This is a genomic window from Bacillus sp. FSL K6-1005, assembly GCF_038000225.1.
GTDB classification, from domain to species: Bacteria; Bacillota; Bacilli; order Bacillales; family Bacillaceae; genus Bacillus; species Bacillus mojavensis.
In genome coordinates this window covers 981,990-1,005,017 of sequence record NZ_JBBOBP010000001.1, presented here as the reverse complement: position 1 = coordinate 1,005,017, position 23,028 = coordinate 981,990, and the positions used below count along the sequence as shown (strand labels likewise).

General features: G+C 39.2%; 31 protein-coding genes and 6 pseudogenes. 12 read left to right on the top strand and 25 right to left on the bottom strand.

Annotated elements, in window-relative coordinates; all coding sequences use genetic code 11:
- The 8 genes from NST16_RS05120 to NST16_RS05085 are packed head-to-tail and all read right to left on the bottom strand — an operon-like array spanning nt 1 to nt 5,011.
- On the bottom strand, nt 1–744 hold the full coding sequence (locus NST16_RS05120) for a class I SAM-dependent DNA methyltransferase (protein WP_010335010.1): 744 nt from the start codon (nt 742–744) through the stop codon (nt 1–3).
- Nucleotides 741–1,097 (bottom strand): ribosome silencing factor, encoded by a 357-nt coding sequence (gene rsfS, locus NST16_RS05115; protein WP_010335011.1) that lies wholly within the window; start codon nt 1,095–1,097, stop codon nt 741–743. The genes NST16_RS05120 and rsfS overlap by 4 nt, the downstream gene beginning before the upstream one ends.
- Nucleotides 1,098–1,114: 17 nt before the next feature.
- Complete coding sequence (yqeK, locus tag NST16_RS05110) at nt 1,115–1,675, bottom strand: bis(5'-nucleosyl)-tetraphosphatase (symmetrical) YqeK (protein ID WP_340884510.1); 561 nt, start codon at nt 1,673–1,675, stop codon at nt 1,115–1,117.
- A complete protein-coding gene (locus NST16_RS05105; protein ID WP_010335014.1) occupies nt 1,665–2,234 on the bottom strand; it encodes a nicotinate-nucleotide adenylyltransferase in 570 nt (189 codons plus the stop codon). The genes yqeK and NST16_RS05105 overlap by 11 nt, the downstream gene beginning before the upstream one ends.
- 10 nt (nt 2,235–2,244) lie before the next feature.
- Nucleotides 2,245–2,535: a ribosome assembly RNA-binding protein YhbY gene (gene yhbY, locus NST16_RS05100; protein WP_340884506.1), complete on the bottom strand. Its 291-nt coding sequence runs from the start codon at nt 2,533–2,535 to the stop codon at nt 2,245–2,247.
- Nucleotides 2,535–3,371 (bottom strand): shikimate dehydrogenase, encoded by an 837-nt coding sequence (gene aroE / locus NST16_RS05095; protein WP_340884503.1) that lies wholly within the window; start codon nt 3,369–3,371, stop codon nt 2,535–2,537. The genes yhbY and aroE overlap by 1 nt, the downstream gene beginning before the upstream one ends.
- Nucleotides 3,372–3,389: 18 nt before the next feature.
- Entirely contained in the window at nt 3,390–4,490 is a 1,101-nt protein-coding gene (gene yqeH, locus NST16_RS05090; RefSeq protein ID WP_010335017.1) for a ribosome biogenesis GTPase YqeH, read from the bottom strand.
- Between the two features lie 2 nt (nt 4,491–4,492).
- Nucleotides 4,493–5,011, bottom strand: coding sequence for a YqeG family HAD IIIA-type phosphatase (locus tag NST16_RS05085; RefSeq protein ID WP_010335018.1), 519 nt, complete (start codon nt 5,009–5,011; stop codon nt 4,493–4,495).
- A 361-nt stretch (nt 5,012–5,372) separates the two neighbouring features.
- Between NST16_RS05085 and NST16_RS05080 the strand changes: the two genes are divergently transcribed.
- The gene (locus NST16_RS05080) at nt 5,373–5,513 is read left to right on the top strand and encodes a sporulation histidine kinase inhibitor Sda (RefSeq protein WP_003226124.1); all 141 of its coding nucleotides are present in this window, start codon (nt 5,373–5,375) and stop codon (nt 5,511–5,513) included.
- 137 nt (nt 5,514–5,650) lie between these two features.
- Here NST16_RS05080 and NST16_RS05075 read toward each other — a convergent pair whose 3' ends face one another.
- From NST16_RS05075 to NST16_RS05065, 3 genes are all read right to left on the bottom strand, one after another.
- On the bottom strand, nt 5,651–5,785 hold the full coding sequence (locus NST16_RS05075) for a hypothetical protein (protein ID WP_340884499.1): 135 nt from the start codon (nt 5,783–5,785) through the stop codon (nt 5,651–5,653).
- A gap of 77 nt (nt 5,786–5,862) precedes the next feature.
- Entirely contained in the window at nt 5,863–6,591 is a 729-nt protein-coding gene (locus tag NST16_RS05070; protein ID WP_010335020.1) for an SGNH/GDSL hydrolase family protein, read from the bottom strand.
- Nucleotides 6,592–6,837: 246 nt separating this feature from the next.
- On the bottom strand, nt 6,838–7,590 hold the full coding sequence (locus tag NST16_RS05065) for a peptidoglycan recognition protein family protein (RefSeq protein WP_168748283.1): 753 nt from the start codon (nt 7,588–7,590) through the stop codon (nt 6,838–6,840).
- Between the two features lie 194 nt (nt 7,591–7,784).
- On the opposite strand from NST16_RS05065, the gene NST16_RS05060 reads away from it, so the two are divergent.
- Nucleotides 7,785–8,411 carry a TVP38/TMEM64 family protein gene (locus NST16_RS05060; protein ID WP_340884494.1) on the top strand — a complete coding sequence of 209 codons (627 nt, stop codon included), beginning with the start codon at nt 7,785–7,787 and terminating at the stop codon, nt 8,409–8,411.
- A 20-nt stretch (nt 8,412–8,431) separates the two neighbouring features.
- On the opposite strand, the gene gnd is transcribed toward NST16_RS05060, so the two are convergent.
- Entirely contained in the window at nt 8,432–9,325 is an 894-nt protein-coding gene (gene gnd, locus NST16_RS05055) for a phosphogluconate dehydrogenase (NAD(+)-dependent, decarboxylating) (RefSeq protein WP_340884492.1), read from the bottom strand.
- A 297-nt stretch (nt 9,326–9,622) separates the two neighbouring features.
- On the opposite strand from gnd, the gene NST16_RS05050 reads away from it, so the two are divergent.
- Entirely contained in the window at nt 9,623–10,351 is a 729-nt protein-coding gene (locus NST16_RS05050) for a YqeB family protein (protein WP_340884490.1), read from the top strand.
- Between the two features lie 33 nt (nt 10,352–10,384).
- Here the strand turns inward: NST16_RS05050 and NST16_RS05045 are convergent, their stop codons facing one another.
- Nucleotides 10,385–10,810 carry a NucA/NucB deoxyribonuclease domain-containing protein gene (locus NST16_RS05045; protein ID WP_268445810.1) on the bottom strand — a complete coding sequence of 142 codons (426 nt, stop codon included), beginning with the start codon at nt 10,808–10,810 and terminating at the stop codon, nt 10,385–10,387.
- 176 nt (nt 10,811–10,986) lie between these two features.
- On the opposite strand from NST16_RS05045, the gene sigK reads away from it, so the two are divergent.
- On the top strand, nt 10,987–11,715 hold the full coding sequence (gene sigK, locus NST16_RS05040; protein ID WP_174754429.1) for an RNA polymerase sporulation sigma factor SigK: 729 nt from the start codon (nt 10,987–10,989) through the stop codon (nt 11,713–11,715).
- 65 nt (nt 11,716–11,780) lie between these two features.
- A pseudogene (locus tag NST16_RS20805) lies at nt 11,781–11,847 on the top strand (hypothetical protein); the annotation flags it as partial.
- 122 nt (nt 11,848–11,969) lie between these two features.
- Here NST16_RS20805 and NST16_RS05030 read toward each other — a convergent pair.
- Nucleotides 11,970–12,106: pseudogene (locus NST16_RS05030) on the bottom strand (hypothetical protein).
- A gap of 597 nt (nt 12,107–12,703) precedes the next feature.
- Between NST16_RS05030 and NST16_RS05025 the strand changes: the two are divergent.
- The 4 genes from NST16_RS05025 to NST16_RS05010 are packed head-to-tail and all read left to right on the top strand — an operon-like array spanning nt 12,704 to nt 14,520.
- Nucleotides 12,704–13,465 (top strand): MBL fold metallo-hydrolase, encoded by a 762-nt coding sequence (locus NST16_RS05025; protein ID WP_286058292.1) that lies wholly within the window; start codon nt 12,704–12,706, stop codon nt 13,463–13,465.
- A 46-nt stretch (nt 13,466–13,511) separates the two neighbouring features.
- A complete protein-coding gene (locus tag NST16_RS05020) occupies nt 13,512–13,724 on the top strand; it encodes a hypothetical protein (RefSeq protein WP_340884474.1) in 213 nt (70 codons plus the stop codon).
- Nucleotides 13,703–13,924 (top strand): ester cyclase, encoded by a 222-nt coding sequence (locus NST16_RS05015; protein ID WP_340884471.1) that lies wholly within the window; start codon nt 13,703–13,705, stop codon nt 13,922–13,924. The genes NST16_RS05020 and NST16_RS05015 overlap by 22 nt, the downstream gene beginning before the upstream one ends.
- A gap of 29 nt (nt 13,925–13,953) precedes the next feature.
- On the top strand, nt 13,954–14,520 hold the full coding sequence (locus tag NST16_RS05010) for an OsmC family protein (RefSeq protein WP_268506329.1): 567 nt from the start codon (nt 13,954–13,956) through the stop codon (nt 14,518–14,520).
- A gap of 270 nt (nt 14,521–14,790) precedes the next feature.
- Here the strand turns inward: NST16_RS05010 and NST16_RS05005 are convergent, their stop codons facing one another.
- The 10 genes and pseudogenes from NST16_RS05005 to NST16_RS04965 all read right to left on the bottom strand — a co-directional run bounded on the left by NST16_RS05005 (nt 14,791) and on the right by NST16_RS04965 (nt 20,450).
- Complete coding sequence (locus NST16_RS05005; RefSeq protein ID WP_340884468.1) at nt 14,791–15,567, bottom strand: sulfite exporter TauE/SafE family protein; 777 nt, start codon at nt 15,565–15,567, stop codon at nt 14,791–14,793.
- A 61-nt stretch (nt 15,568–15,628) separates the two neighbouring features.
- Nucleotides 15,629–15,856, bottom strand: a complete 228-nt coding sequence (locus tag NST16_RS05000) for a sulfurtransferase TusA family protein (RefSeq protein WP_340884467.1) — start codon at nt 15,854–15,856, stop codon at nt 15,629–15,631.
- A gap of 34 nt (nt 15,857–15,890) precedes the next feature.
- A pseudogene (locus NST16_RS04995) lies at nt 15,891–17,025 on the bottom strand (MBL fold metallo-hydrolase).
- A gap of 32 nt (nt 17,026–17,057) precedes the next feature.
- Nucleotides 17,058–17,453 (bottom strand): DsrE/DsrF/DrsH-like family protein, encoded by a 396-nt coding sequence (locus NST16_RS04990; RefSeq protein WP_014114508.1) that lies wholly within the window; start codon nt 17,451–17,453, stop codon nt 17,058–17,060.
- Nucleotides 17,454–17,474: 21 nt separating this feature from the next.
- Nucleotides 17,475–18,032: a sulfurtransferase TusA family protein gene (locus NST16_RS04985; RefSeq protein WP_168748292.1), complete on the bottom strand. Its 558-nt coding sequence runs from the start codon at nt 18,030–18,032 to the stop codon at nt 17,475–17,477.
- Between the two features lie 64 nt (nt 18,033–18,096).
- The gene (locus NST16_RS04980; protein WP_268506338.1) at nt 18,097–18,465 is read right to left on the bottom strand and encodes a rhodanese-like domain-containing protein; all 369 of its coding nucleotides are present in this window, start codon (nt 18,463–18,465) and stop codon (nt 18,097–18,099) included.
- A gap of 43 nt (nt 18,466–18,508) precedes the next feature.
- The gene (locus NST16_RS04975; RefSeq protein ID WP_340884457.1) at nt 18,509–18,991 is read right to left on the bottom strand and encodes a DsrE/DsrF/DrsH-like family protein; all 483 of its coding nucleotides are present in this window, start codon (nt 18,989–18,991) and stop codon (nt 18,509–18,511) included.
- Between the two features lie 166 nt (nt 18,992–19,157).
- On the bottom strand, nt 19,158–19,418 hold the full coding sequence (locus tag NST16_RS04970) for a metal-sensitive transcriptional regulator (protein WP_340884454.1): 261 nt from the start codon (nt 19,416–19,418) through the stop codon (nt 19,158–19,160).
- A 28-nt stretch (nt 19,419–19,446) separates the two neighbouring features.
- Nucleotides 19,447–19,749 (bottom strand): annotated as a pseudogene (locus NST16_RS20800) (sulfurtransferase).
- Between the two features lie 257 nt (nt 19,750–20,006).
- Nucleotides 20,007–20,450, bottom strand: coding sequence for an Lrp/AsnC family transcriptional regulator (locus tag NST16_RS04965; protein ID WP_340884451.1), 444 nt, complete (start codon nt 20,448–20,450; stop codon nt 20,007–20,009).
- Between the two features lie 119 nt (nt 20,451–20,569).
- Here NST16_RS04965 and NST16_RS04960 point away from each other — a divergent pair, with 119 nt between their 5' ends.
- Nucleotides 20,570–21,136 (top strand): cysteine hydrolase family protein, encoded by a 567-nt coding sequence (locus NST16_RS04960; protein WP_340884449.1) that lies wholly within the window; start codon nt 20,570–20,572, stop codon nt 21,134–21,136.
- A gap of 529 nt (nt 21,137–21,665) precedes the next feature.
- Here NST16_RS04960 and NST16_RS04955 read toward each other — a convergent pair.
- Nucleotides 21,666–22,049: pseudogene (locus NST16_RS04955) on the bottom strand (aminomethyltransferase beta-barrel domain-containing protein); the annotation flags it as partial.
- On the opposite strand from NST16_RS04955, the pseudogene rapE reads away from it, so the two are divergent.
- Nucleotides 22,050–22,815, top strand: a pseudogene (gene rapE / locus NST16_RS04950) (response regulator aspartate phosphatase RapE); the annotation flags it as partial. It lies immediately after the preceding pseudogene.
- Nucleotides 22,805–22,939: a phosphatase RapE inhibitor PhrE gene (gene phrE, locus NST16_RS04945; RefSeq protein ID WP_014114495.1), complete on the top strand. Its 135-nt coding sequence runs from the start codon at nt 22,805–22,807 to the stop codon at nt 22,937–22,939. The pseudogene rapE and the gene phrE, both read left to right, overlap by 11 nt.
- Nucleotides 22,940–23,028 lie beyond the last annotated feature (89 nt).

Below are 23,028 nucleotides of genomic sequence, written 5' to 3'. Positions count from 1 at the left end.
TTAGTAAACGATGGTTTTTGATTTCTGTGCTTTAAAGAACAGGCGTTCAGAGTGTGGTGACGGGGCTGAATCGGTAAAATCAGCGGTGACCTTATGAAGCTGAAAACCGCAGCCTGCCAGCATTTCTTCGTATTCATCCACTCGGAACGTTCTTTGCTCATGTGTTTCGTCGAAGCGGTCGTACGCCTCTCCGTTCCAAACAAAAAACGTCATATCATGAATGGCGGAAAGCTCTTCACTACCGGCAAAGCTTTGCCAAATATAGCTGATATCTTCGTCTTGATCAGCAAACGTGCTGCCAGGAAAAACCTCGGTTATTTTATACGGTGAATGAACATCAAACAGCAATATGCCGTCCGGCTTCAGCACCTGAAATACACTTTTAAAGGTATTCATCACGTCATTTTTCGTTTTTAAATAATTCAAGGAGTCACAGCAGATCGCAACAGCATCAAACTGGCCTTCAAAGCCGGTAATCTCTCTCATGTCCTGCTGAAGGAAAAGAATCGGCTGTTTAGCTGGTACTTTTTGCTGGGCGTATGAGAGCATTTCCTCACTGAGATCAATCCCAGTGACTTCAAAGCCTTTTTCGGCAAGCCGGATTGAAATTTCTCCGGTGCCGCATGCCAAATCGAGAATACGGCCTTTTTCCGGCAGAGATGCTTCAATCCACTCTGTCCATTTGTCGTAAGGTGCGTGAGACATTAACTCGTCATACACGCTTGCAAAGCCTTGGTAAATCATTGGTTCATTCCAAGTTCCAGGTCTGCGAGCGGAGCGTCTCCCCACAGTTTTTCTAGGTTGTAATAGCTTCTTTCGTCCTTGTGAAACACATGGGCAATCACATCCCCAAGGTCAACTAATACCCATCTTGCCTCATCGAAGCCTTCCATCTTTTTGACTTCAATGCCGTTTTCTTCTGCCTGGTCCTTGATTTCACGCGCAATGGCCTGAACTTGTTTGTCTGAATTACCGTGGCAGATCAGAAAATAATCAGCAACCAGAGAAATTCCTTCCATATCCAGTGCTAAAATATCCTCTGCCCGCTTATCGTCGCAAGCCGCAGCTGCAATCTTTAAAATGGACTTTTGATTCATTCACATATTCCTCCTGTTCATTTGCCAGACACAAGCCAGTTATAGGTTAAACATGTATCTGGAAAAACCTGTTGATTTTTTTTCATTAGAAAAATCATTGTATTTTTGATCGACTGAATCAACGCTTGATTCAAATCCGTTTCTGCTAGTTCGCGCACCTCATCAACACCGGGAAATTTACGGCCTGGTTCAATATAATCGGCAACGTAAATGACTTTTTCCAAAAGCGTCATGCCCGGACGCCCAGAGGTATGGTATCTGATCGCGTCAAGAACATCTTCGTCATGAATTCCCGCTTCCCTCTGGACTAGGTAAGCGCCGACCGGAGCATGCCACAGTTCCGGGTTGTGATCCAACAGATGCGCGGGCATTTTTTCTCTGGCTATAATTTGTTTCATTTCTTCTTTCGGGCGGAATTTGGCGTAATCATGAAAGATAGCCGCCGTTTCCGCTTTTTTGGAGTCGGCGCCAAAGCGCTCCGCAAGTTCAATCGCCGTGTTCATTACGCCAATTGTATGGATATATCGGTGCTCGGTCAATTGCTGCTTGACGCAGGCAAGTGCCTCCTCACGATTCATATAAACCATTCTCCTCTACATACTTCTTCACTTTATCAGGGATTAAGTAGTCAGTGGGCTTCTTGCTTTTAAACCGTTCCCTTATCATAGTCGATGATACCTCAAACTCCGGAACGTCTGCAAAGAGAAGCGGATAAGGGGTTTCAACATGAAAACCGGGGCGCTTTACTCCGATAAATTGAATAAGGTTCAGCAGCTCGTCCAGCTTATACCATTTCGGCAGGTATTCAATCATGTCAGCACCGATGATAAAGAATAGCTGATCATTCGGATATCGCTGCTTTAGTAGAGAAACGGTATCAAAGGTATATGACGGGCCTTCTCTTTCCATTTCAGCCAGCTGCAGCTTAAAGGATGGATTAGACTGGATCGCAAGCTTCAGCATTTCCACCCGATGAGTGCTGTCTGTATAGTCTTCATCCTGTTTATGCGGAGGTATTTGATTGGGCATAAACCAAATTTCGTCGAGCTCCGCCTGATACAGCACCTCATTCGCCATTAAAAGGTGACCGTTATGCGGAGGATCAAACGTGCCTCCAAAAATTCCGATTTTCTTCATTTCAACCACCTTAAGGAAGCTCGATCTGTTTATTTTCCTTTGATTCCTTATATAAAACAATCGTATTGCCGATCGTCTGAACCAACTCTGCGTGGCTTCCTTTTTCAAGAGCTTCCGCAACATCGTTTTTATCGTCTTCACAGTTTTGAAGAACGCTGATTTTAATCAGCTCTCTCGCTTCAAGCGCTTCAGAAATTTGTTTAATCATGTTGTCATTGACTCCGCCCTTTCCTACTTGAAAAATCGGGCTTAAATGGTGCGCTTTTGAACGCAAGAAACGTTTTTGTTTTCCTGTTAGCATTATTTTCCTCCTAATTTCCCTACTACAATAGATCTCATTTTTTCAACATCAGGTTCATGTCCTGTCCACAAGCGGAAAGACAATGCCGCCTGCTCAACAAACATGCCGACTCCATCCAGTGTTTTCAGACCTTTTTGCTTTGCTTCTTTTAATAGTGAAGTCTGAATCGGATTATACACGATATCGCAAACAACCGCACTGCTTTCAGCACGCTGCAGCGAAAGCGGAATATCTTCCACGTTTGGATACATGCCTACAGATGTTGTATGGATAATTACATCATACTGCTCAAGCCGTTCTTCTGCTTCTTTTATGCTTAACACTTCTACATTGCGGAACGAGGGAGCAGATTCTGTGAGCTGTTTGGCTTTTTCTATCGTTCGATTGCAAATATCAAACTTTTCCGGATTGTCGCGGACGATCGTCGTAAAAATCGCTCTCGCTGCCCCGCCCGCGCCGATCATTAAGAAAGACAGCTCGGAGATTGGTTTGTCCAAAATTCTCATTAAAGATTTCACAAAGCCTTCTCCGTCTGTATTATATCCGACAAGTTTGTCTCCTTCTCTTCTGACAGTGTTAACGGCACCAAGCACTTTTGCGCTCTCATCAATATGATCGAGATGATCCATGATGGAAACCTTGTGCGGAACAGTCACATTGATGCCTTGTACGCCAAGAGCTCTTATTCCTTTTACCGCATCTTCAAGACTATCCTCTTCCACCTTAAATGCATGGTAGTGTCCGTCCAAGCCAAGATCCTTCAACGCCGCGTTATGGATATCCGGCGACATGGAATGCGCAATCGGATTTCCGATAACCCCGTACAGCTTCTTCATACCCCTCTCCCCTTTTTGTTAAATTAATGAGCGCCGAACAAATACGTGAACGCCTTTTGGCGCATAAGCCGTTATCTTTTTATCCGCGTCATGCACCGTTACCCAGCCTAACCCAGAAAAAACGATATCTGTCTTTTGCTCTTTCATCGTAAACGTATGGGCAACCAGTTCTGGAAACTCATCCATATCATCTTTTCCCGGCGGTGTGAGCAATTCTCCTGCGTGCTTTTCATATAGCGCGTCAGCATTTTCCAGTTTCGTTCTGTGAATCATTAATTCATTCGGCATATAGCAGACAAAGGCAGCTCTTTCACCTGAAACATAATCAAACCTTGCCAGTCCGCCGAAATACAGCGTTTGCTGATCGTTTAGCTGGAATGTGCGCGGCTTCAGTTCCTTTTTGGGCGAAAGCACTTTTAAATCCTTTTTGTTTACATAGTGCGCCATTTGATGGTGATTGATGATTCCAGGTGTATCATAAAGCGCTGAGCCGTCATCTAACGGAATTTCAATCGCATCAAGAGTTGTGCCCGGGAATTGCGATGTTGTGATGATATTGTCTTCACCGGACACTTCTTTGATAATCCGGTTAATGAACGTTGATTTCCCTACATTGGTACAGCCGACAACGTAAACATCCTTGCCGTTACGGTAATGTTCAATCGCATCAATGACTTCTCTGATTCCCTGGCCGCGTCCCGCACTGACCAAAAATACGTCAATCGGTTTTAAGCCAAGCTCTTTCGCTTCGCGCTTCATCCACTGGATCAGCCGTTCTCTTTTGAGCGATTTAGGCAGAATATCCGCCTTGTTTCCGACTAACAATATAGGATTTCCTCCGACTAAGCGCTGCAATCCATTAATCCAGCTGCCGTTAAAATCGAAAATATCAACAATTTTAACGACGAGAGAATCGGTTTCTCCAATTCCATGAAGGATGTTTAAAAAGTCATCATCCGTTAAGGAAACGTCTTGTATTTCATTGTAGTTTTTCAGTCTGAAGCAGCGCTGGCAAATCACACTTTCTTTAGAAAGCGAAGCCGGCGGCGCGTATCCCAGACCGTTTTTGTCCTCGGTTTGGATTGAAACTCCGCAGCCGATACAAACAACCTTTTCCATTCTTATTCCTCCCACTGAATGTGCCCTTTTCGTTTGAGAGCACTCAGTATTCTGCGTTCTACCTGGCGGTTAAAACGCGTAATAAAGCCGTCTGAGGAAGCGACAGGCACGACCAGGATCGTATGGTAGCCGTTACGGTTCCCGCCGAGTACATCAGTCAGCAGCTGATCTCCGATGACAACACAGTCCTCTTTTTTCAGCTCCATATTGCGCACTGCTCTATTAAAGGCTTTGCCCATCGGTTTTCTTGCTTTATAGATGAATGGTATACCGAGCGGTTCCGAGAAAAGTTTTACTCTTCGCTCATTATTATTAGAGACAATCGTCACTTTAATGCCGTGCTCTCTCATTTCTTCAAACCACTCGATCAATCGCGGCGTCGCGTTTGGTCTGTCCCATTCAACAAGCGTATTGTCCAGATCAGTGATAATTCCTTTTACATTTCGTTCCTTTAATTTTTCAGGTGTAATATGAAAAATATTTTTTACAAACTCGTCAGGTAAAAAAAACTTTTTTAACAAAACCCGCACCCTTCCCTTTTCTTTCTCTTAAAATTTATGTCGAAAAAAATCGAACTTGCGCTTAAAGAAAAACTGAGCAAAAAAATTTCGACAAAAATTGGGTTTCTTCACCAGGTGTGGATAAATTTACACACACTATCCACTCTTATTACATCACTCTTTAGACAAATTATAAACATGATACTCACAAGTTATCCACTTTTTGGTGTGGATAACAGAACGATTGTTCTTATATGCAATTCATGGTAGATTAAAGATAATCTTCAGCTTCAGATGAACGCAACCTATAAATGTATGTCACAAAGTCATGAATGATTCCAACTATGAAGGAGGTGTCTCTCCCATTAATTGGGTTCCTAGCATGAGAAAATTGTCTGATGAACTATTAATAGAATCCTATTTCAAAGCCACCGAAATGAATTTAAACCGCGACTTTATCGAGTTAATCGAAAACGAAATAAAAAGAAGATCGCTCGGACATATTATTTCCGTATCTTCTTAATAGGAATTTGTCTATTTTTTCCGGGCGTATTTCCTTTTTTTACTCAGATGACTGATATTATATCACTTCAGTTACGCGCTTTACTACTGTTTTCAGCAAAAAACACCCCTAAAAAGAGGTGTTTTCAGGGCTGGATTTCATGTGAGCCAATACACTCCGCCCACAATCAGGAGAACAACAATCAAAACAACGATAAAAGCGTATCCGTATGCTCTGCTTGCTCCATATGGCCAGCCGCCGAATGGATACGTGTATAAATACCCGCTGTACATGTGAAGCGCGCCTCCTTAAAAATGTTTCTATAACAGCCTATGTAGGAGAAATAAAACGGCTTAGGCCTTTGTCCGGATCAGCGCTTCAGGACCTGCCCATCTTGTATCCCTTCATAAACAACCCTTGCCCCTTTTGGTGTCATATGATTGCCTGAAGGATCTATCAAGCCGGATTGGATAAGCGCTTCATCAGTAGCTTCTCCACCGTCTGCTTCTATAAAGTGCTTCCAGTTGTCTACGAGAGGCACATTCATATGTTTCGCGACATCTCTTGTAATATCATTGTATGAGTTATGCCACTTTCTCGCCCCGCCTTTTGATTCAAAAGCAGCCGCTTTATACCTGGAATAGTAAAAGAGGTGATGCTTTCCGTTTCCTTCAATAATAGGAATACACGTCATTAAAACAGGCTTGATGCCGTGTTTTCTGCTTTCTTTTATAAAGTAAACCAGATTCTCTCTGAAACGCAGCTTTGACACTCTCGGCTTTCCTTCAGCCAGAATCGCGGCGTCATTAGTGCCAAACATAATAAAAAGATGCTTAGGTTTTTGATCGAGTACATCTGTTTGAAACCGTAAACGGGCATCTTCTGTCGTTTGTCCTCCAATTCCTGCATTGAGGATATCAAGATTCCCGCGTTCAGCCGTTTTTAATATATTGACCCACTGCTGCGCTTTTGGATAGTCACGATAATCCCAATTAGAGCCGCGTGTATTGCTGTCACCAAATGCTACCACGTCTTCGTATCCCCTTCCGCATCCTGCTGTAACGAACAGCACTAGGAAAAGGATGAACATATACTTCATCTTTACACCCCCAAAAGCTTCACCTTTATGTTATACCTCTGCTCTGTTTCATTCAACGCAGAGTTTTTTCGTTATAGCGTTCTCTCTATTGTTAACGTGTCCCTCTCGACTAAAATCATTCTGTTTCCATTAAGGGGTGATATATCTATTTCAGTTCCCGTCTTTTCCTGCGAAAAAACACTTCAGAGAGTTGATTGCAATAACCTGCTTCCGCCAGAGGAAACAGGCTACTGATTACCTCTGCATTTATTTTAATTTCGCTTTAAGCTTGGCCTTTGTTTTCGGTCCGTAGATACCATCAGCTTTTAATCCATTCATCAGCTGAAAACGTTTCACGGCATTTGCTGTTTTCGGTCCATAAATGCCGTCAATACCGTTATTCTTCGCACCTTTATCGGGGTAAAAATGAAGTGCTGCTAAAGCCTTTTGCAGCTGAAGAACTTTTGTGCCTTTTCTATAAGGCGCAGTAAGTTTTATTACTCCTGAAGGCAGAGGATAAGATTTGGGTGATTCTTTAGATGGCGTATCAGAGGAAGAAATTCCGTTTTTGAATGCACTCCATTGATTTAAGAGTTTGCGGGGACATTCTTTTCCGGACCATTTTTTGTGGGGAACAACACGATCCAGCGAAATATTGTGATCCTTCATCAATTTTTTGATCAGCCACTGCGCATTAGCTACTGCTTTGTCAAAATCGCCGTCTGCATTTTCGCAGATTTCAATCCCGATTGATTTGCGATTCCCTGTCCCATCGGTGCCGTCGCCAGCATGCCACCCGTTTTCAGTAAGAGGCAGATGCTGATAGATGTCTGAATCGTCTACTGTAAAATGCCAGCTGACAGATGTACTTGGGTTTTTTACATAATCAGCGTGCATTTTTGCATCGGCACCTTTGGCGGTATTTGCTGTATTGTGCACCGTAATGTAGGCAGGTGTCATCGCATAGCCGGGACGGTTATCGTTTGATTTTGGTATAAAATCTTTTTTTATCGCTACCATTTCTATCCCTCCCTACTATTAAAGAATGCAGCAACGAGTGAAATGGACAGCCTATTTTACTAGCTAAAAAAGAATTGTATTTCCCCCCACTCGTATGACAGTTGAACCTCCGAAATGGTACAAGTTATACTAACGTAGATGCCGGAGATTCTGCCTCCTGACATCGCCACAAGTGTTGGGAGTGGATAATTGATATGTTAAAAAAGACTTTAGGTATAATCTTGATCATCGCCGTTATTGCAGTCGGGTTTTATCAGAAAGAGGCTTGGCTTGATGCTATAAAAGCAGGCGGCTTGATTTCCGTTTTATGTAGTATGCTTCTGATTGCAGCCGACGTCTTTTTTCCGATTGTGCCGTTTGCAATTATTGCAGCTTTAAATGGCGCTGTGTTCGGAATTGCAAATGGCGTTTGGATTACACTGGCCGGTTCAATGCTCGGTACAATATTGCTATTTTTTCTCGCGAGGTACAGCTTTCGTGATTGGGCTAGGAAAAAAATAAAAGCTTACCCTGCTATAAAAGGATACGAGGCTTCCTTCGATAAAAATGCGTTTACCGCTGTTTTATTGGGAAGACTTATCCCTGTTATTCCTTCTCTTGTCATGAATGTTGTATGCGGACTAAGCAGTGTTCGGTGGCATGTTTTTTTCGTCGCCTCTTTAATAGGAAAAATCCCAAATATTTTAGTTGTTACCATTGCCGGCGCCAATTTCTCCAGCAACAAATTTCTATCCTTCAGTATTTACGGGGCCTACATTCTGATCCTGATGCTGATCATATATAAAAAGTTTCCTCATCTTGTGAAAGTGTCAAAAAAATAAGGGCGGCCCGCTTTGCCCCCTTACTTTTTTTCTGTTGCATGTCCTCCAAATTCATTATGGAGCGCAGCAACGACCTTTCCTGTAAACGTATCGTCTGTTAACGAACGGTATCTCATCAAGAGCGACATCGCGATCACCGGGGTGGCTGTCTGCAAATCTAGTGCCGTTTCCACTGTCCATTTCCCTTCCCCTGAGGAATGCATGACGCCTTTGATCTGTTCCAGCTTCGCGTCTTTAGAAAAAGCTCGCTCAGTCAGCCCCATAAGCCACGACCTTATGACAGATCCATGATTCCATACCCTTGCAACTTTCTCGTAGTCAAACTCAAACGGGCTTTTTTCCAGCACTTCAAATCCTTCGCCAATAGCAGCCATCATTCCGTACTCAATGCCATTATGAATCATTTTCAAAAAGTGCCCGCTGCCCGCTTCTCCGGCATATAAATATCCATTTTCAACAGCAGTATCCCGAAACAGCGGCTCGGCAATTTCCCATGCTTCCGGGTCTCCCCCCACCATAAAACAGGCTCCGTGCCGTGCACCTTCCATTCCGCCCGACGTCCCCGCATCGAGATAATAGATACCCGCTTCTTTCATTTGATTATAGCGACGAATCGATTCTTTATAATGAGAATTTCCGGCTTCGATGATAATATCACCTGTGCTTAATAAAGGTGTCACATCACGCAAAACAGTATCGACCACGCCATGGGGCACCATAACCCATAGTATTCGCGGCATGTCTAATGAAGAAATCAACTCTTTTATACTCGTTGTCCCCTCAGCCCCATAAGATATCAGTTCATCAACAGCGGCTTGGTTCACGTCATAACCGATTGCTTGATGATTGCGGTCGATCAATTGCTTTCCTATATTTATGCCCATTTTCCCTAAGCCGATCAATCCTAGTTTCATGTGAGATCCTCCTGGTTGTCTAAAAAGCCTTTACTCTTTATGTTCCCTGTGAACTGTATTGTGATACATCCTGTTTTCTCAAACAAAAAAACAAAAGCGGACCGTGATCAGCCAGAGTGATTTCTTTTCCCGTGTCATATCGTTTCTGTATGATCTTTATCAGAAAGAGGGTGTGATAATCATTTGGCGCCTTCATGAATTACAGCAGAAATCGTGGAAACATCCTTGATTTCCTCTCTATTTAAGTTAAAATATGGGAAGAGAATTCAATTTATTTCTAGCTAAGAAGGTGACAACTTGCAGGATCAAACACAAACAATCATTGGAATTAAGAAAACCGCGAAATGTTTATTATACGTTACACTTGCAATGATCGGTCTTCTCATTGGTTATTTCTTTCATCAGCTTGCGAAATGGGCATTATCCCTGCCGTGGATTCCATTAGAAGGCCCTCTTCGGCTTGTTGCCTCTTTTCACGTATCACCGGTGAAGTTTATCACCGCGCTGCTTGGCCTGATTGCCGGTATATGGTTCGCTCATTCAATCATCAAATTGCTATTAACTGTACACATTACAGACGACTCCGTGAAATTAATGAAAGGCAAGCATGTTCAAACGATCAACTCGGAAGACATTGCTCTGGTATTTATTGATCATAAACGGCTTGTCCTCTTAGGAACAGACGGATATGAACTGGCACGTGAAGAAATAGATGAAAAACCTAAAATCATTGAGCAGGCCTTTAAAAAACACCATTACATATGGTCGGCAGAAGGTGACCCGTTTAAAGATAAATTTCGACGATGGGTACCTGAATCACCCGATCTCTCTCCAAGCGCTCATGCTATATTGAAGGCTCGTCAGAAAGCACTGAAAAAAGAGGAAACAGACGACATTGAAGATTTTCGTCTTGAACTTGCAAAGATCGGGATCGTTGTACGTGAAGAAGGCCCACGCCAGTATTGGCGAGAAGCAGAAACGTATCCTCCTCAGGAGAATCAGCCTAGCGGCAACATAGGATCATAGCAAAAGAGGCTCAATTCTGAGCCTCTTCTTTTATTACTGAACAATAAACAACACTTTGGTGCCATCTGGATAACCGCTCATTTGATTTCCTACCCATGAACCGGCGCCGCGATTATCAGAAGGCGTTACATAGCGGACATCGGCTCCGGCGCCTCCTTCTTCACAAACTGCCATCGGCCATTCATCTCGATCAAAACCAGGCTTCGTCGGAATTCCTTTTAATGATTCCTCCCGCCTTTTGTCCGCTCCATCACGATCAATTGTACAAATATCAGAATGTCCTTCGGCAATCGCATCTCTTATATGATCCCCGGTTTCCGGATAACGAGACAACGGAAAGTATAAAACTTTGTCATATAAAGCAGCCCCCTTGACCTGTTGCGGAGCCGTCATATCCTTTCCCAATAAACAAAGAAAAACTGCTGCCGCCAGAAGAAGCATTGCCAGCCATTTTTTCATCCTCATCCCCCCATACAGTTTCGTTCATTTAAATGTATGGGGGCAGCCTAAAGATTATTTTAAAAAACAAAACCTAAGCTCCCCATTGAGAAATTTCCCGGTACAGACACAGACAGCCTTCCGATCACATACATTGACATATAGGCTTTTGCCTACATAATCATGTGGAGGTGACGATGGTGACAGGTGTTTTCGCAGCGCTCGGTTTTGTAGTTAAAGAGCTTGTCTTTTTAGTATCTTACGTGAAAAACAATGCCTTTCCACAACCGCTCTCAAGCAGCGACGAAAAAAAATACTTAGAACTCATGGCTAAAGGGGATGAACATGCCAGAAACATGCTGATTGAGCATAATCTTCGCTTGGTCGCCCATATTGTAAAAAAGTTTGAAAATACAGGTGAAGACGCAGAGGACTTAATCTCCATCGGAACAATCGGGCTGATCAAAGGAATTGAAAGCTATTCCGCCGGCAAAGGGACAAAACTGGCGACGTATGCTGCGCGGTGTATTGAAAATGAAATCCTCATGCATTTGCGAGCACTAAAAAAAACAAAAAAAGACGTGTCCCTTCATGATCCGATCGGGCAGGATAAAGAAGGGAATGAAATAAGCCTGATCGATGTCCTGAAATCAGAAAATGAAGACGTGATTGATACAATCCAGCTCAATATGGAGCTTGAAAAAGTGAAGCAATACATTGACATTTTAGATGACCGTGAAAAGGAAGTAATTGTCGGGCGGTTTGGGCTTGATTTGAAGAAGGAAAAAACGCAGCGTGAGATTGCCAAAGAACTCGGTATTTCGCGTAGCTATGTATCGCGGATTGAAAAGCGGGCGCTGATGAAGATGTTTCATGAGTTCTATCGGGCGGAGAAGGAAAAGCGGAAGAAAGCGAAGGGGAAATGATTTAGAAAGGCCGGATCTAATATTCCGGCTTTCTCTATTTCATTAAAGTTTCTTTTTAAAAAAATAGAGAAAGAATATATGAAAGAGTTATGAAAATCATTTTTTGTCATCGCTGATAAGCTCTCCGAGAAACAGATGACATTACTTAAAAGCCCTTTACTTGCTTACTTGCATCCTCTCTCAAGCAATCCAAAGCCGGACGTTATAAAAGCTCGCGCTAGAAACCCCTTCATAGCATGCTTCAACACACCTATTTATACAGGCCTCGATCTGGCTGTCGATGCTCGATCCCTTGATCGCTTGTTCCTCGGTTGATACCCTTACATATATTGCGATCACCCTGTATCTCCTTCCTATAACGTTTTATTAAATAATGATAGCAATCGTTAATGCATTTGTCAGCTTGCGGTCACTCGATGATTATCACCTTCATAAAATGCATCACCACTTGAATAATGCTATGTAATAAATGTTTATCCTAATGAGGTGATTTTCTTTAGGTATGGTAAAAATAATGCTAGTTTGAAACTTTCGGTGTTTGCTTTTACAACAATAAACCCACTAGGCACTCAATAAAGTGGAAGCTTATCATCGATTACAAAATCCTGTTATTTCAAGCATTTGAATTCATTCATTTCACTCATTTATATCATTTTATATTCATTTCGGACACAAAATGGGCACTGTTTTTAGGCAATAAACAACCACTGAATAATTGTTGTAGTATGCACATGTCACTGGTGTCTGAAATAGTCATTTCAAAATAAATACTACCAAGTTAGTATATCGACATGCACTTGAGACATGTCGGTTAGAGTAAACCAAAATTAATACTTAATGTCCCTACATACTTTCTTCTTTGTTCCGTTTCCTTTTATTAAGGACTTTCAAAAATCAAGTTAAATTGCAAAAAGACTTGATTTGTTCCATGTATTTATTTAGTTGCTGTAGTTAAACTATACATATACTAAAAAAAGGAGTTTTACACATGAATATTCAACAAATTCGTAATGCCACACTTGTAGTCGAATATGCAGGCAAAAAGTTTTTAATAGATCCCATGTTAGCTGAGAAGGGGGCTTACCCTCCATTCCCAAATGCGCCAAGACAAGATCAAAACAACCCTTTGGTTGAATTGCCAACATCTGTTGAAAATATTATTAAAGATATTGATGCTGTTATTGTTACTCATTTACATTACGACCATTGGGATGAGGCTGCTAAAGAGTTGTTGCCAAAAGATATCAAGTTGTTCTCCCAAAATGAAGAAGATGCAACAGAAATACGAAATGCCGGATTCAAAAATGTAGAGGTTTTAACAAAAGATACAGTCTTTGAAGGCATTCAATTGATTAAAACAAAAGGCGAACACGGAAGAGGAGAAATTTTAAAACTTGCAGGTCTTGTTTGCGGTGTTGTCTTCAAACACCAAAGCGAGAAAACATTATATGTAGCCGGAGATACAGTATGGTATGAAGCCGTTCAAGAAGAAATTGATACACATCAACCAGAAATTATTGTCGTAAATGGCGGAGATAATCAATTCTACGAAGGCGGTTCTCTCATCATGGGTAAAGAAGATATCTATGAAACATATAAAGCTGCTCAAAATGCAAAAATTATCGTGAGCCACATGGAAGCTGTCAACCATTGGGGATTATCAAAAGAAGAATTAAAATCCTTTATTAAGGAAAAAGGAATCGCTTCTGATGTTTTAGTGCCTGAAGATGGCGAATCATATTCATTTTAATCTATAACATGAGATGAAGTTTTAACTAAGGGAGGGAGCGTTCATTATGTCCGTTGAAAACAATAAAGAATTAGTGCGTCATTACTTTGAAACGATTGAACAAGAAAAATACGATGACTTAAAAGACTTTTGCCATAAAGACTTTGTATTCTATCCACAATTAGATAAACCGTATCCAGGTGTAGAGGGTTTAATTGAATCAGAAAAGAAAACTTTGATGCTTTCCCAGGTTTCAAAATGCCAATTAAAGCAATGGTAGCTGAAGGTGACCTTGTTGCAGTATATTTTATATTTGAAGGCAGGCATACAGGTATTCCATTTGCTGGAGTTTCTGCAACGGGAAAAACCGTTAAATTCTCTCTTATGATGTTGTTACGTATTGCTGACGGTAAAATTATTGAGCATAGATCTCATGTAGATGTGCATGATATTCTCCGTCAGCTAAACAGTGATGCCTAAAGCTTTAAAAGCTTGAAGTGTGTCTAGTTTTGATTTATCAATATATGTTAGAAGACCCTTCTTTTGAGGGTCTTCTTTCATCTAAAACGATCTCAATAAGTTCAAATTTCTCGGAGTTCAATAAAGCAAAGGAAAAAATCCAAAAATTACTTAAGGAAGTGTTTATTTTGAAATCAAATGTTAATATCGTTTGGAAGAGTGGTTTAAAAGGGAACGGATTTCTTGAAACAGAGTTTCTAGATACAAAGATTGCTATTCCTGCTGAATTTGGCGGAAGTGGAAATGGAGCCTCTCCAAAAGAGATTCTTGTAGCATCTGCAGCAGCTTGTTATACCTCAGTTCTTGTATCAATGATTGAATCAAGGTATCTTCCTGTTGTGGATTTGACTGTAAATTCTGAAGGAATTAATTCTGATGATGAATTTAAAATCATCCACTATCCTCATATTGTTTTATCCGGAAAAGCAACAGAAAAACAAATTCAAGCAGCCAATAGAATATTTTCACTTGCAGATAAAGGATGCACTGTAGGAAACTTATTAAAAAAAGCTGGTATCAAGATTGAGATACAAGGAAATATTTCTTCTACTAACTAGTTTGAAGTGATAACTAAAAGGCAAAAAACATTTTGATGAAAAGTAATACTATTTTTTTATTTTGTTTTTAGATCAAGCAATTGCTTGGTCTCTTTTCTATCCAGCCTGTTTTATGTATTCTCTTCTTTTCTACATATTATTATGACACCATTAATCCCTCATTCAAAATACTCACATCCTTAGCGTCTTAACATAAAAAAGAAAGGCCAACGTTTGAAACTGTCTGTTGGTCTTTCTTTTTATCTCACCCTTAAGAAAGTCAATCTATTTTCATAGAATATCTAACCAAATTTTAACGGTAGTCACTAAAATCAAAAGAGCTAAAATCCATTGCAGAAACTTAGTCTCTACCTTTTGTCCAACTATTGCACCTATAGGAGAAGCAATTAAACTAGCAATAATAAGAACCAGAGCTGGTACAAAAAGCACCTGACCTGTGATCACTTTTCCAACTGTTGCTCCAATAGATGAAAGAAATGTAATCGCTAGAGATGAAGCAACAGTGATTCTTACAGGAATATTTAATATCGATAACATAATGGGAACGAGAATAAAGGCTCCGCCAGCTCCTAAAATACCTGATACTCCACCAATGATAAAGGCTATGGACGAAGCTAACCATTTATTAAATATCACTTCTTCGCCTTCTTTATGTGCTTGTCCTCTTTTAGGTATCAACATTAAAATAACAGCTATAATGGCCAGAATTCCGTATATAAAGTTAATTCCTTTTTCAGATATGAGATGAGAAAAATAACTCCCCAAAACACTCCCTATAAGAATACTGCTTCCCATGTAGATGATTAAATTTTTATTTAAAAACCCACTCTTACGATAAGCCCAAACACCGCCAAGTGTCGCAAAGAAAACTTGAATAGCCCCTATCCCTGAAACTTCATGGGCAGTTAATGACATCACCCCTACTAAAGAAGGAATGTACAATAACATTGGATAATTAATTACTGAACCGCCAATACCAATCAATCCGGAAAGCAAGGCACCAATAAACCCTATAATGAAAAGAGTTGTGATAAAGGCAATATCCAATTTGGTTTCCTCCTTTTCAAAGGAAAAGGGTATCTTTTTATTCGATACCCTTTCACATTTATTAGCCTTTTTTAATCCAGAATTTCAGTACATCTCCTTCTTGAGCTTGCTCTAAGATGTCATGCCCACCTGATTTAGACCAAGCCGCTAGGTCACTTTTGAATCCTTCATCGGTTGCATGTACTTCTAATATTTGACCTGATTCTATTTCATTTATAGCTTTCTTTGTTTTGACGATTGGCATTGGACATGCCAGCCCTTTAGCATCTAATACTTTATCTGATTTCATGTTCATCTCTCCTCTGTTTGGTAATAATCATCTTTTATCGAATTGCACAACGATTTGGCCCAATCTCCATTTCACGCTGTTTTTCTTCATCTGGGTTGATTTTTCCCATATTTGTTTCTCGAATCTCTTGATATGCATTGGGTTGTGGAGGCAGACTGTCTGTCACTAGGTGTCTAAATTCTGTTTCATCCTCAATGTTCAAACCATGGTTCTCGCTAAATAATGCACTAAGTTTTTTACCCACACTACCATCCTCATTTAGCTCATCAATGATCATAAAGTGTGCCGGTAATACAATTAAATCCTTTGATAACGCTTTGTAACGGCTATAAAGAGTTTTTCTTATATCTCCTACCCAATCTTCTGCCATACCGGCTAAGTCTGGTCTGCCGATTGAATCAATAAACAAGATATCACCTGAAAGAAGATACTGATCATCGACAATGAAAGAAGTGGAGCCAATGGTATGCCCGGGAGAATAAATCGGTTGAATTCTAATCTTTGTATTTCCAATGATAATATCATTTCCTTCTTCCAACGGCTGATAATCGAATACCACTTCTTCAGCATCTTTAGGCGGTAACCAGTAGGTTGCTTTTGTTCTTTCAGCAATGACTCTGCCGCCTGAAATATGGTCTGCGTGAAGATGTGTATCAAATACGTGAGTAATCCTCGCACCCTTCTCCTTCGCAAAATCTATAAAGATATCTACCATACGTGTCGCATCAATAATCGCTGCTTCACCATTGGAAATGACCATGTATGACAGGCAGCCTTTACCGATTCGAACAAACTGATACATCTCACCGCCATCTTTTAAATCCCCGATTTTTACCGGCTCTAAATGTTCGCTCCATGCTTTCATCCCACCCTTAAGATAGGATACAGAAAGACCTGCTTCAGAAAGCATTTCGGATACCATTACGGATGAACCTTCTTTTGCGCAAACGACTAGCACTTCTTTATCAGAAGGAATTTTCTCCAAGATATCTTCTACGCCATCTAAAAGATCAAAATACGGTACATTTAAATGGTCAAAATCATGCCCTTCAATCTTCCAATCGCTAAAATCATTTTCATTACGTACATCTAGAATAAATAGAGGTTCTTTGTTAAAGATTTTTTGTGTGACTTCTTTTGCGGTAAGTGCTTGCACGGTCATGTTTAATTCCCTCCTATATCAAAATCTTTTTAAGCAGGACTAAAATGTTAAAGATACATCCGCATCTTTTGCAAAATCTAAAAAGGTAACAGCCCCGCCTACTTCAATTCCTTCTACAAAATCATCTTTTGTTAAACCCATAACGTCCATCGTCATTTGACAACCAATAAATGTAACACCCATCTCTTGTGCCATTTCAATCAGTTCAGGAATAGACGGCACGTTTGCTTTCTTAAATCCTTCCGCAAAGTGTTCTTTTCCTTTCGGCATTTCTAATTCTTGATGTGCTTGCTTATGAATTAGATTTAATCCCTCGAATGTAAAGAAGATAGATACTTCTTGATCACTTGCTGCTGCGGCAGTCGCAATATTAAAAACTTTATAGGCATCAAATAGACCACCATTTGCCGCAATAATCGCTACTCTTGTACTCATTTGTTATCATCCTTTTCTTATTTATTCTGTTTTACCTGTCCAATCACGCATACCAGGGACAACATTAATCACCTTTTTAAAACCTTGTTTTTTCATCGTTTGGGCTGCCATTTCACTTCTTCTTCCAGAATGGCAAATGATATAAATTTCAGCATCTTTGTTTAACTCGTTAGAGCGCTTTTCCACCTCCCCAAGAGGGATATGCACAACTCCCGGGATATGAGCTTCTTCATACTCATCTAGCTCCCGGACATCTAAAATGTTAAGAGACTCCTCACTTTCAACTTTCTGTTTGAAAGCTTCTAGTGAAACCTCAGGAATAGAAGGTGTGCTTTCTGATGAATGTTCTCCTCCTTTACGAAGAAAATGATGAAGTATTTCTCCCTCTGATTCAGTACCTAGATATTCATGACCTGTGCTATTTGCCCATGCTTGCAAATCTGCCGTAGAGCCTTTATCTGTTGCTTCAATTTCTAGTATCTCACCAGCTTTTAAATCCTTCATTTTCTTCTTCGTTTTTACAATGGGCATTGGACACGTCAAACCTTTAGCGTCTAACACAATATTTGCCTTCACCATTTTTTCCTCCTTTTTAAATAGGGGTGGGGGTATATAAATATACAAAAAAATACTATCTAAGGTTTTATGACCATGTATTCATACCACCTTTAATATTTGTGATGTTTTTAAATCCTTGTTTTTTCAATACCTTGCTCGCCTTTAGACTTCTCATTCCACTTTGACAAATAACAAAAACTTCTTGGTCTTTCGAAAGTTGACTTGTTTGATGAGCCAATTTTGACAAGGGAATATTTTTGAACTCTTTAATATGCCTTGTACGAAATTCATGAGGTGTTCGTACATCGATAAACTGTTTTCCTTTATTTTTCAGCTCTGACTTTAAATCAGCAGTTGTTATCTGTTTAACACCTTGCACTGGTAAAAATCGTCGAAATACAATCCAAAGTAAAAATAAAATAAGTAAGGTATTGATGATTACCCCACTATCCATTGTGTTTCACCTCCTTTATTTATTTAATTTACAATGGGTAACATTAGATAAATAAGTTGACACTGCCTTCTTCAGCATCTGCCAAATAAGCTGCTACACCAGCATAATCGATATCATCTAATAGTTCTTTTTCCTGTAAACCAAGAAGATCCATTGTCATCGTACAAGCTACAAGCTTTACACCCTGTTCTTGAGCCATCTCAATCAACTGAGGCAACGTAAGTGCATTATGCTTTTTCATCACATTTTTAATCATTTTCGGGCCCATACCTGCAAAGTTCATTTTAGATAAACCCATCTTATCAGCACCACGAGGCATCATCTTTCCAAACATTTTTTCAAGAAATCCTTTTTTTATTGGAATCAGTTCTTCTTTACGTAAAGCGTTTAAACCCCAAAAAGTATGGAAGATCGTCACTTCATGATCGTAGGCAGCAGCACCATTTGCAATAATATAAGCTGCCATTGCTTTATCATAATCTCCACTAAATAAAACAATTGTTGTGCGTTTTGTTTGTTCTGTCATGTTTATCCTCCAAATCGGATTACCCATAGGGGTATATAGAATTCCAAAAATACTTAAGTGAAAGATGGACGTTTGTACAATTCGCCAAATACATATACAGGTAGGGGTATAATATAACACAAGTAAAAATTCGTCAACCTTAAAGATTATAGGTTGATGAATTTTTTTATCGACTCTTTACTAATAAGTCTACTGCCTCTTTTACCAAGTTTGCTGTGTCTTCTCCCTGTTCTATGCTTTCGCGAACACAATGTTCAAGATTTGTGCTAACTATAACACCCAATGCTCGGTCGATTGCATTGCGTGATGCTGACAATTGAGTCACAACTTCTCTACAGTCTTTTCCTTGCTCCATCATAGTCAATACACCTTTAATTTGTCCTTCTATCCGACGTAAGCGGTTTTTAATCTTTTGATCATACTCCATATCGAGGAAATCCTTTCTTTGATTTATTTTAACATTTACATGTCGTCAATTCATAACTGATCACATTGATACCTTTGCGCTTTAGAAAACGCACTCCTAAATTTAATTCTACCCTATCACGAGCTATTATGTGTATTTTATCACGTGGAATCTCTAAATAAAAACGTTTAGATTCGCATACGGAATGTTTAAAGTAATATCATTGGTGAAATTGGCTACATCGTATAATGGCGAATATCTAATATTGTCATGTCTTTGGTCTCTAATTCATACAAGAGATTCCTGTTAAAGGATAGTAACGTCTGTACGTTGCAATGATAATAACAAGCATAAGCAGGAATAAAATCACCAAATCATTAATTCTTTCCACACCACCTTTTTAACTATTCGTTGTTTTCGAATTAACAATATACCTATAGGGGTATAAAGTCAACTGTTCAAGTTTATTCCGTTGGATTGATAAATCAATCCTTGTGACTTAGGAAAAGCAAGACTGTAAATAATCTACGGAATTTCGTAACCCTAAATCAACTATACTTCAATTTTAGCCCATCAATTTATGAATATTCTAGAAAAACCAGAGGTTTTTTATAATGAAGCATTCAATACATTATTTTGTTTAATCTCTTGTATAGATAAATTTATACTATAATTCCCATATTCGAGAACTTTATTGAGAAATAGATTCAATTGCTCTTTGGTTTTAACTTTTATTTTTAAATGGTAACACCCTTCTCCAGATATTCTGTAGGCTTCAACAACTTCATTTCGATCATTAATAAAATGAATAAACGAATTATGATTAGCTGTTTCCATATAAACAATCACAAACGCTGTAAAAGTCAGCCCTAATTTCATTTCATCGACTATTAGAGAGTAGGCTTTAATTACACCACTTTCCTCAAGTTTTTTTATACGATTCCCTACTGCTTGTCCTGTCATATGAATTTGCTTGCCTAAGTCTTTCCATTGAATACGTGAATTTTGGGTTAGTAATTGAAGGATCTGAAAATCAATATTATCAAGTTCCATAATTAACTCCTTTCACCTTGAAATGATTTGATCTAAAAGTGTTTCATCAAAGTATCGATAGAAATCAAGATATTATTTATTATTATATTGTAATAATTTTTTCAAATGAGGTGGAAAAAATGAGCACAGCGTTAATCATTGTAGATATTCAAAATGACTATTTTCCAAATGGTAAGATGGAATTAAGTAACCCAGAGATAGCAGCAACTAATGCCACTAAAATTCTTGAATGGTTTAGACAAAATAACAAAGAAAATATCTTTCATGTCCAGCATATCGCCAGTGATCCACAATTAGGCTTCTTTCTTCCAAATACGGAGGGTGTTAAACTTCATAAAGCTGTTCTACCATTAGAACACGAAACCATTATCATAAAACAATTCCCTAACAGCTTTTTAAAGACTGAATTAGAAAGCAAATTAAAAGAAAAAGGAGTAACTAAGCTAGTTGTTGTTGGGATGATGACGCATATGTGTATTGATGCCACAGTTAGAGCTGCAGTGGATCTAGGCTTTGAAACTACACTTATTGAAGATGCATGTGCGACGAGGGACTTATCTTATCAAGATAAAGTCGTTCCAGCAGAACAGGTTCATTATGCATTTGTCAGTGCACTTGAAAGCATGTATGCCACTGTAATATCGATCGAAGATTTTCTGCAAAAAGACGTTAACCCATCTAAATAGCAAATTAATAACATAGAAGAGTGTTTAAAAAACAGTTTAAGAGCAGGCATCAATCCTGCTCTTTTTTAGTATCTGTTTCACTCCTTATTAATAGTAATTTCAATCGCTCAAATACTTCTTATTAATTCAGTTCATTTGACTCTGCTTCAAACGCCATAAAAAAGTCATCAATGCTATATTTATTAATTATCTTGCTATTGTTCAGCTGACGTAACGCCATTTCTATTTCTTCTCTAGTATACTTCTCAAGTAAAGATGTAATCTTTTTTTCTCTTCCTTAGAAAGTGCTTAGTTATTTCGAGATGATTCATGCCAATCTTCCCTTTTAATAATTATCATGTTAAAAGCCTCCATGCATCACTAAAGAAACAACTCGTTAATATAACTAAATTTATATTTGATTAAAACCATCTCCACTTTGCACCGTAAAGAGAGGATTTATCACTCTAGTAACAGCTGATGGATTTTTAATTATTTTGTTAACTACTACTTTAGAAAGAGACGCACCTAACAGGAAACTTCCCTTTTTTTACCGAACATAAGTTGATTTTTTATTATCACGATACACTTGGTTAATAATTCCTCCCCCGAGGCATTCTTCTTCTTGATAGAAGACAACTGCTTGTCAGGCGTTACGGCACGAATTGGCTCGCCAAAAGTAACTTTAACTTTGGAATCATCCAACTGTTCTACCGTTACTTCATTATCTTGTTGGCGATAACGGAATTTTGCAGTACATTCAAATCTATCAGGTTTAGCACCTTTTGAAATCCAACTTACATTATCAGTAATGATACTGTCTGAATATAGCATTTCATGATGGAATCCTTGTCCAACATATAATACATTTCTTTCAATATCCTTTCCAATTACAAGACCAAGGATCGCCATCCCCACTAATTCCCAATCCATAGCTGAACGTAAAATTCCAACGATCTCCGACAAGATTGAAAAAGCTAAATTTTATTTTAAGTTATCCGAAGTCTATTATCATATGAAAATGACTCACATCTCAATGCACTACGCTGAACTTTCATACAACATCTATAAAAAACATGAACTTTATTCTGTTCGGCGTATTCAGTGCCATTTTGTCATTGCCGGTAACTACGATGACCTTGAAAACCATGAAAAAGCTCTCCCCCCACCTTCAAGAAGCTTTAAAAGGTGCCGAGCTGCTTAAAAGTAAAAATACTCACATCTATGCCACTACATTTTTCAATCTCGGCAACTACTATCACAAAATGGACAACTTAAATAAGGCTGCACGTTACATCGAACAAGCCTTGGTTCAATACAGAAAAATAAACTCTGACGTACTTCCGCAAGCTTATCATGACCTAGCGTTGATTTATTTTAAACAAGGCAAAAAAGAACAAGCAATGGATTGCTTCCGCAAAGGAATCAGAAGTGCTGTAGATTTTAAAGACGAACTTTTTATGAACTTATTTGAAGCATTAGACGTTCTTTATATAAGAAATGGCGATACACCTAAACTCCTCAACATTTTTTCTCGTTTAGAGAACGGCAAAGGATACCCTTATCTGGAAGAGCTGGCATTGTTAGGAGGCAACCTTTTCGATTATAATGGAAAAATATAGGATAGTATCATCTGTTTCAAGAAGATGGTATATGCTCAAAAGCAAATATTGAAAGGGGAATGCATGTATGAAATCTAAATTGTTTATCAGTTTATCCGCCGTTTTAATTGGACTTGCCTTTTTCGGATCTATGTCTAATGGCGAAATGAAGGAAGCATCCCGGAATGTAACTCTCGCACCTACTCATGAATTCCTTGTTTGATTCGATAAATAACATTAGTTCTAATTCCCTTTAGCCGTTTCATAACGGCTTTTTCTTATTTCTAATACTGAAAAAATCCATCATACATA

Coding starts and splice junctions, on each gene's coding strand:
- NST16_RS05120 (WP_010335010.1), bottom strand. CDS start 744: ATGATTTACCAAGGCTTTGCAAGCGTGTATGACGAGTTAATGTCTCAC.
- rsfS (WP_010335011.1), bottom strand. CDS start 1,097: ATGAATCAAAAGTCCATTTTAAAGATTGCAGCTGCGGCTTGCGACGAT.
- yqeK (WP_340884510.1), bottom strand. CDS start 1,675: ATGAATCGTGAGGAGGCACTTGCCTGCGTCAAGCAGCAATTGACCGAG.
- NST16_RS05105 (WP_010335014.1), bottom strand. CDS start 2,234: ATGAAGAAAATCGGAATTTTTGGAGGCACGTTTGATCCTCCGCATAAC.
- yhbY (WP_340884506.1), bottom strand. CDS start 2,535: ATGCTAACAGGAAAACAAAAACGTTTCTTGCGTTCAAAAGCGCACCAT.
- aroE (WP_340884503.1), bottom strand. CDS start 3,371: ATGAAGAAGCTGTACGGGGTTATCGGAAATCCGATTGCGCATTCCATG.
- yqeH (WP_010335017.1), bottom strand. CDS start 4,490: ATGGAAAAGGTTGTTTGTATCGGCTGCGGAGTTTCAATCCAAACCGAG.
- NST16_RS05080 (WP_003226124.1), top strand. CDS start 5,373: ATGAGAAAATTGTCTGATGAACTATTAATAGAATCCTATTTCAAAGCC.
- NST16_RS05075 (WP_340884499.1), bottom strand. CDS start 5,785: ATGTACAGCGGGTATTTATACACGTATCCATTCGGCGGCTGGCCATAT.
- NST16_RS05070 (WP_010335020.1), bottom strand. CDS start 6,591: ATGAAGTATATGTTCATCCTTTTCCTAGTGCTGTTCGTTACAGCAGGA.
- NST16_RS05065 (WP_168748283.1), bottom strand. CDS start 7,590: ATGGTAGCGATAAAAAAAGATTTTATACCAAAATCAAACGATAACCGT.
- NST16_RS05060 (WP_340884494.1), top strand. CDS start 7,785: ATGTTAAAAAAGACTTTAGGTATAATCTTGATCATCGCCGTTATTGCA.
- gnd (WP_340884492.1), bottom strand. CDS start 9,325: ATGAAACTAGGATTGATCGGCTTAGGGAAAATGGGCATAAATATAGGA.
- NST16_RS05045 (WP_268445810.1), bottom strand. CDS start 10,810: ATGAAAAAATGGCTGGCAATGCTTCTTCTGGCGGCAGCAGTTTTTCTT.
- sigK (WP_174754429.1), top strand. CDS start 10,987: ATGGTGACAGGTGTTTTCGCAGCGCTCGGTTTTGTAGTTAAAGAGCTT.
- NST16_RS05025 (WP_286058292.1), top strand. CDS start 12,704: ATGAATATTCAACAAATTCGTAATGCCACACTTGTAGTCGAATATGCA.
- NST16_RS05020 (WP_340884474.1), top strand. CDS start 13,512: ATGTCCGTTGAAAACAATAAAGAATTAGTGCGTCATTACTTTGAAACG.
- NST16_RS05015 (WP_340884471.1), top strand. CDS start 13,703: ATGCCAATTAAAGCAATGGTAGCTGAAGGTGACCTTGTTGCAGTATAT.
- NST16_RS05000 (WP_340884467.1), bottom strand. CDS start 15,856: ATGAAATCAGATAAAGTATTAGATGCTAAAGGGCTGGCATGTCCAATG.
- NST16_RS04990 (WP_014114508.1), bottom strand. CDS start 17,453: ATGAGTACAAGAGTAGCGATTATTGCGGCAAATGGTGGTCTATTTGAT.
- NST16_RS04985 (WP_168748292.1), bottom strand. CDS start 18,032: ATGGTGAAGGCAAATATTGTGTTAGACGCTAAAGGTTTGACGTGTCCA.
- NST16_RS04980 (WP_268506338.1), bottom strand. CDS start 18,465: ATGGATAGTGGGGTAATCATCAATACCTTACTTATTTTATTTTTACTT.
- NST16_RS04975 (WP_340884457.1), bottom strand. CDS start 18,991: ATGACAGAACAAACAAAACGCACAACAATTGTTTTATTTAGTGGAGAT.
- NST16_RS04970 (WP_340884454.1), bottom strand. CDS start 19,418: ATGGAGTATGATCAAAAGATTAAAAACCGCTTACGTCGGATAGAAGGA.
- NST16_RS04965 (WP_340884451.1), bottom strand. CDS start 20,450: ATGGAACTTGATAATATTGATTTTCAGATCCTTCAATTACTAACCCAA.
- NST16_RS04960 (WP_340884449.1), top strand. CDS start 20,570: ATGAGCACAGCGTTAATCATTGTAGATATTCAAAATGACTATTTTCCA.
- phrE (WP_014114495.1), top strand. CDS start 22,805: ATGAAATCTAAATTGTTTATCAGTTTATCCGCCGTTTTAATTGGACTT.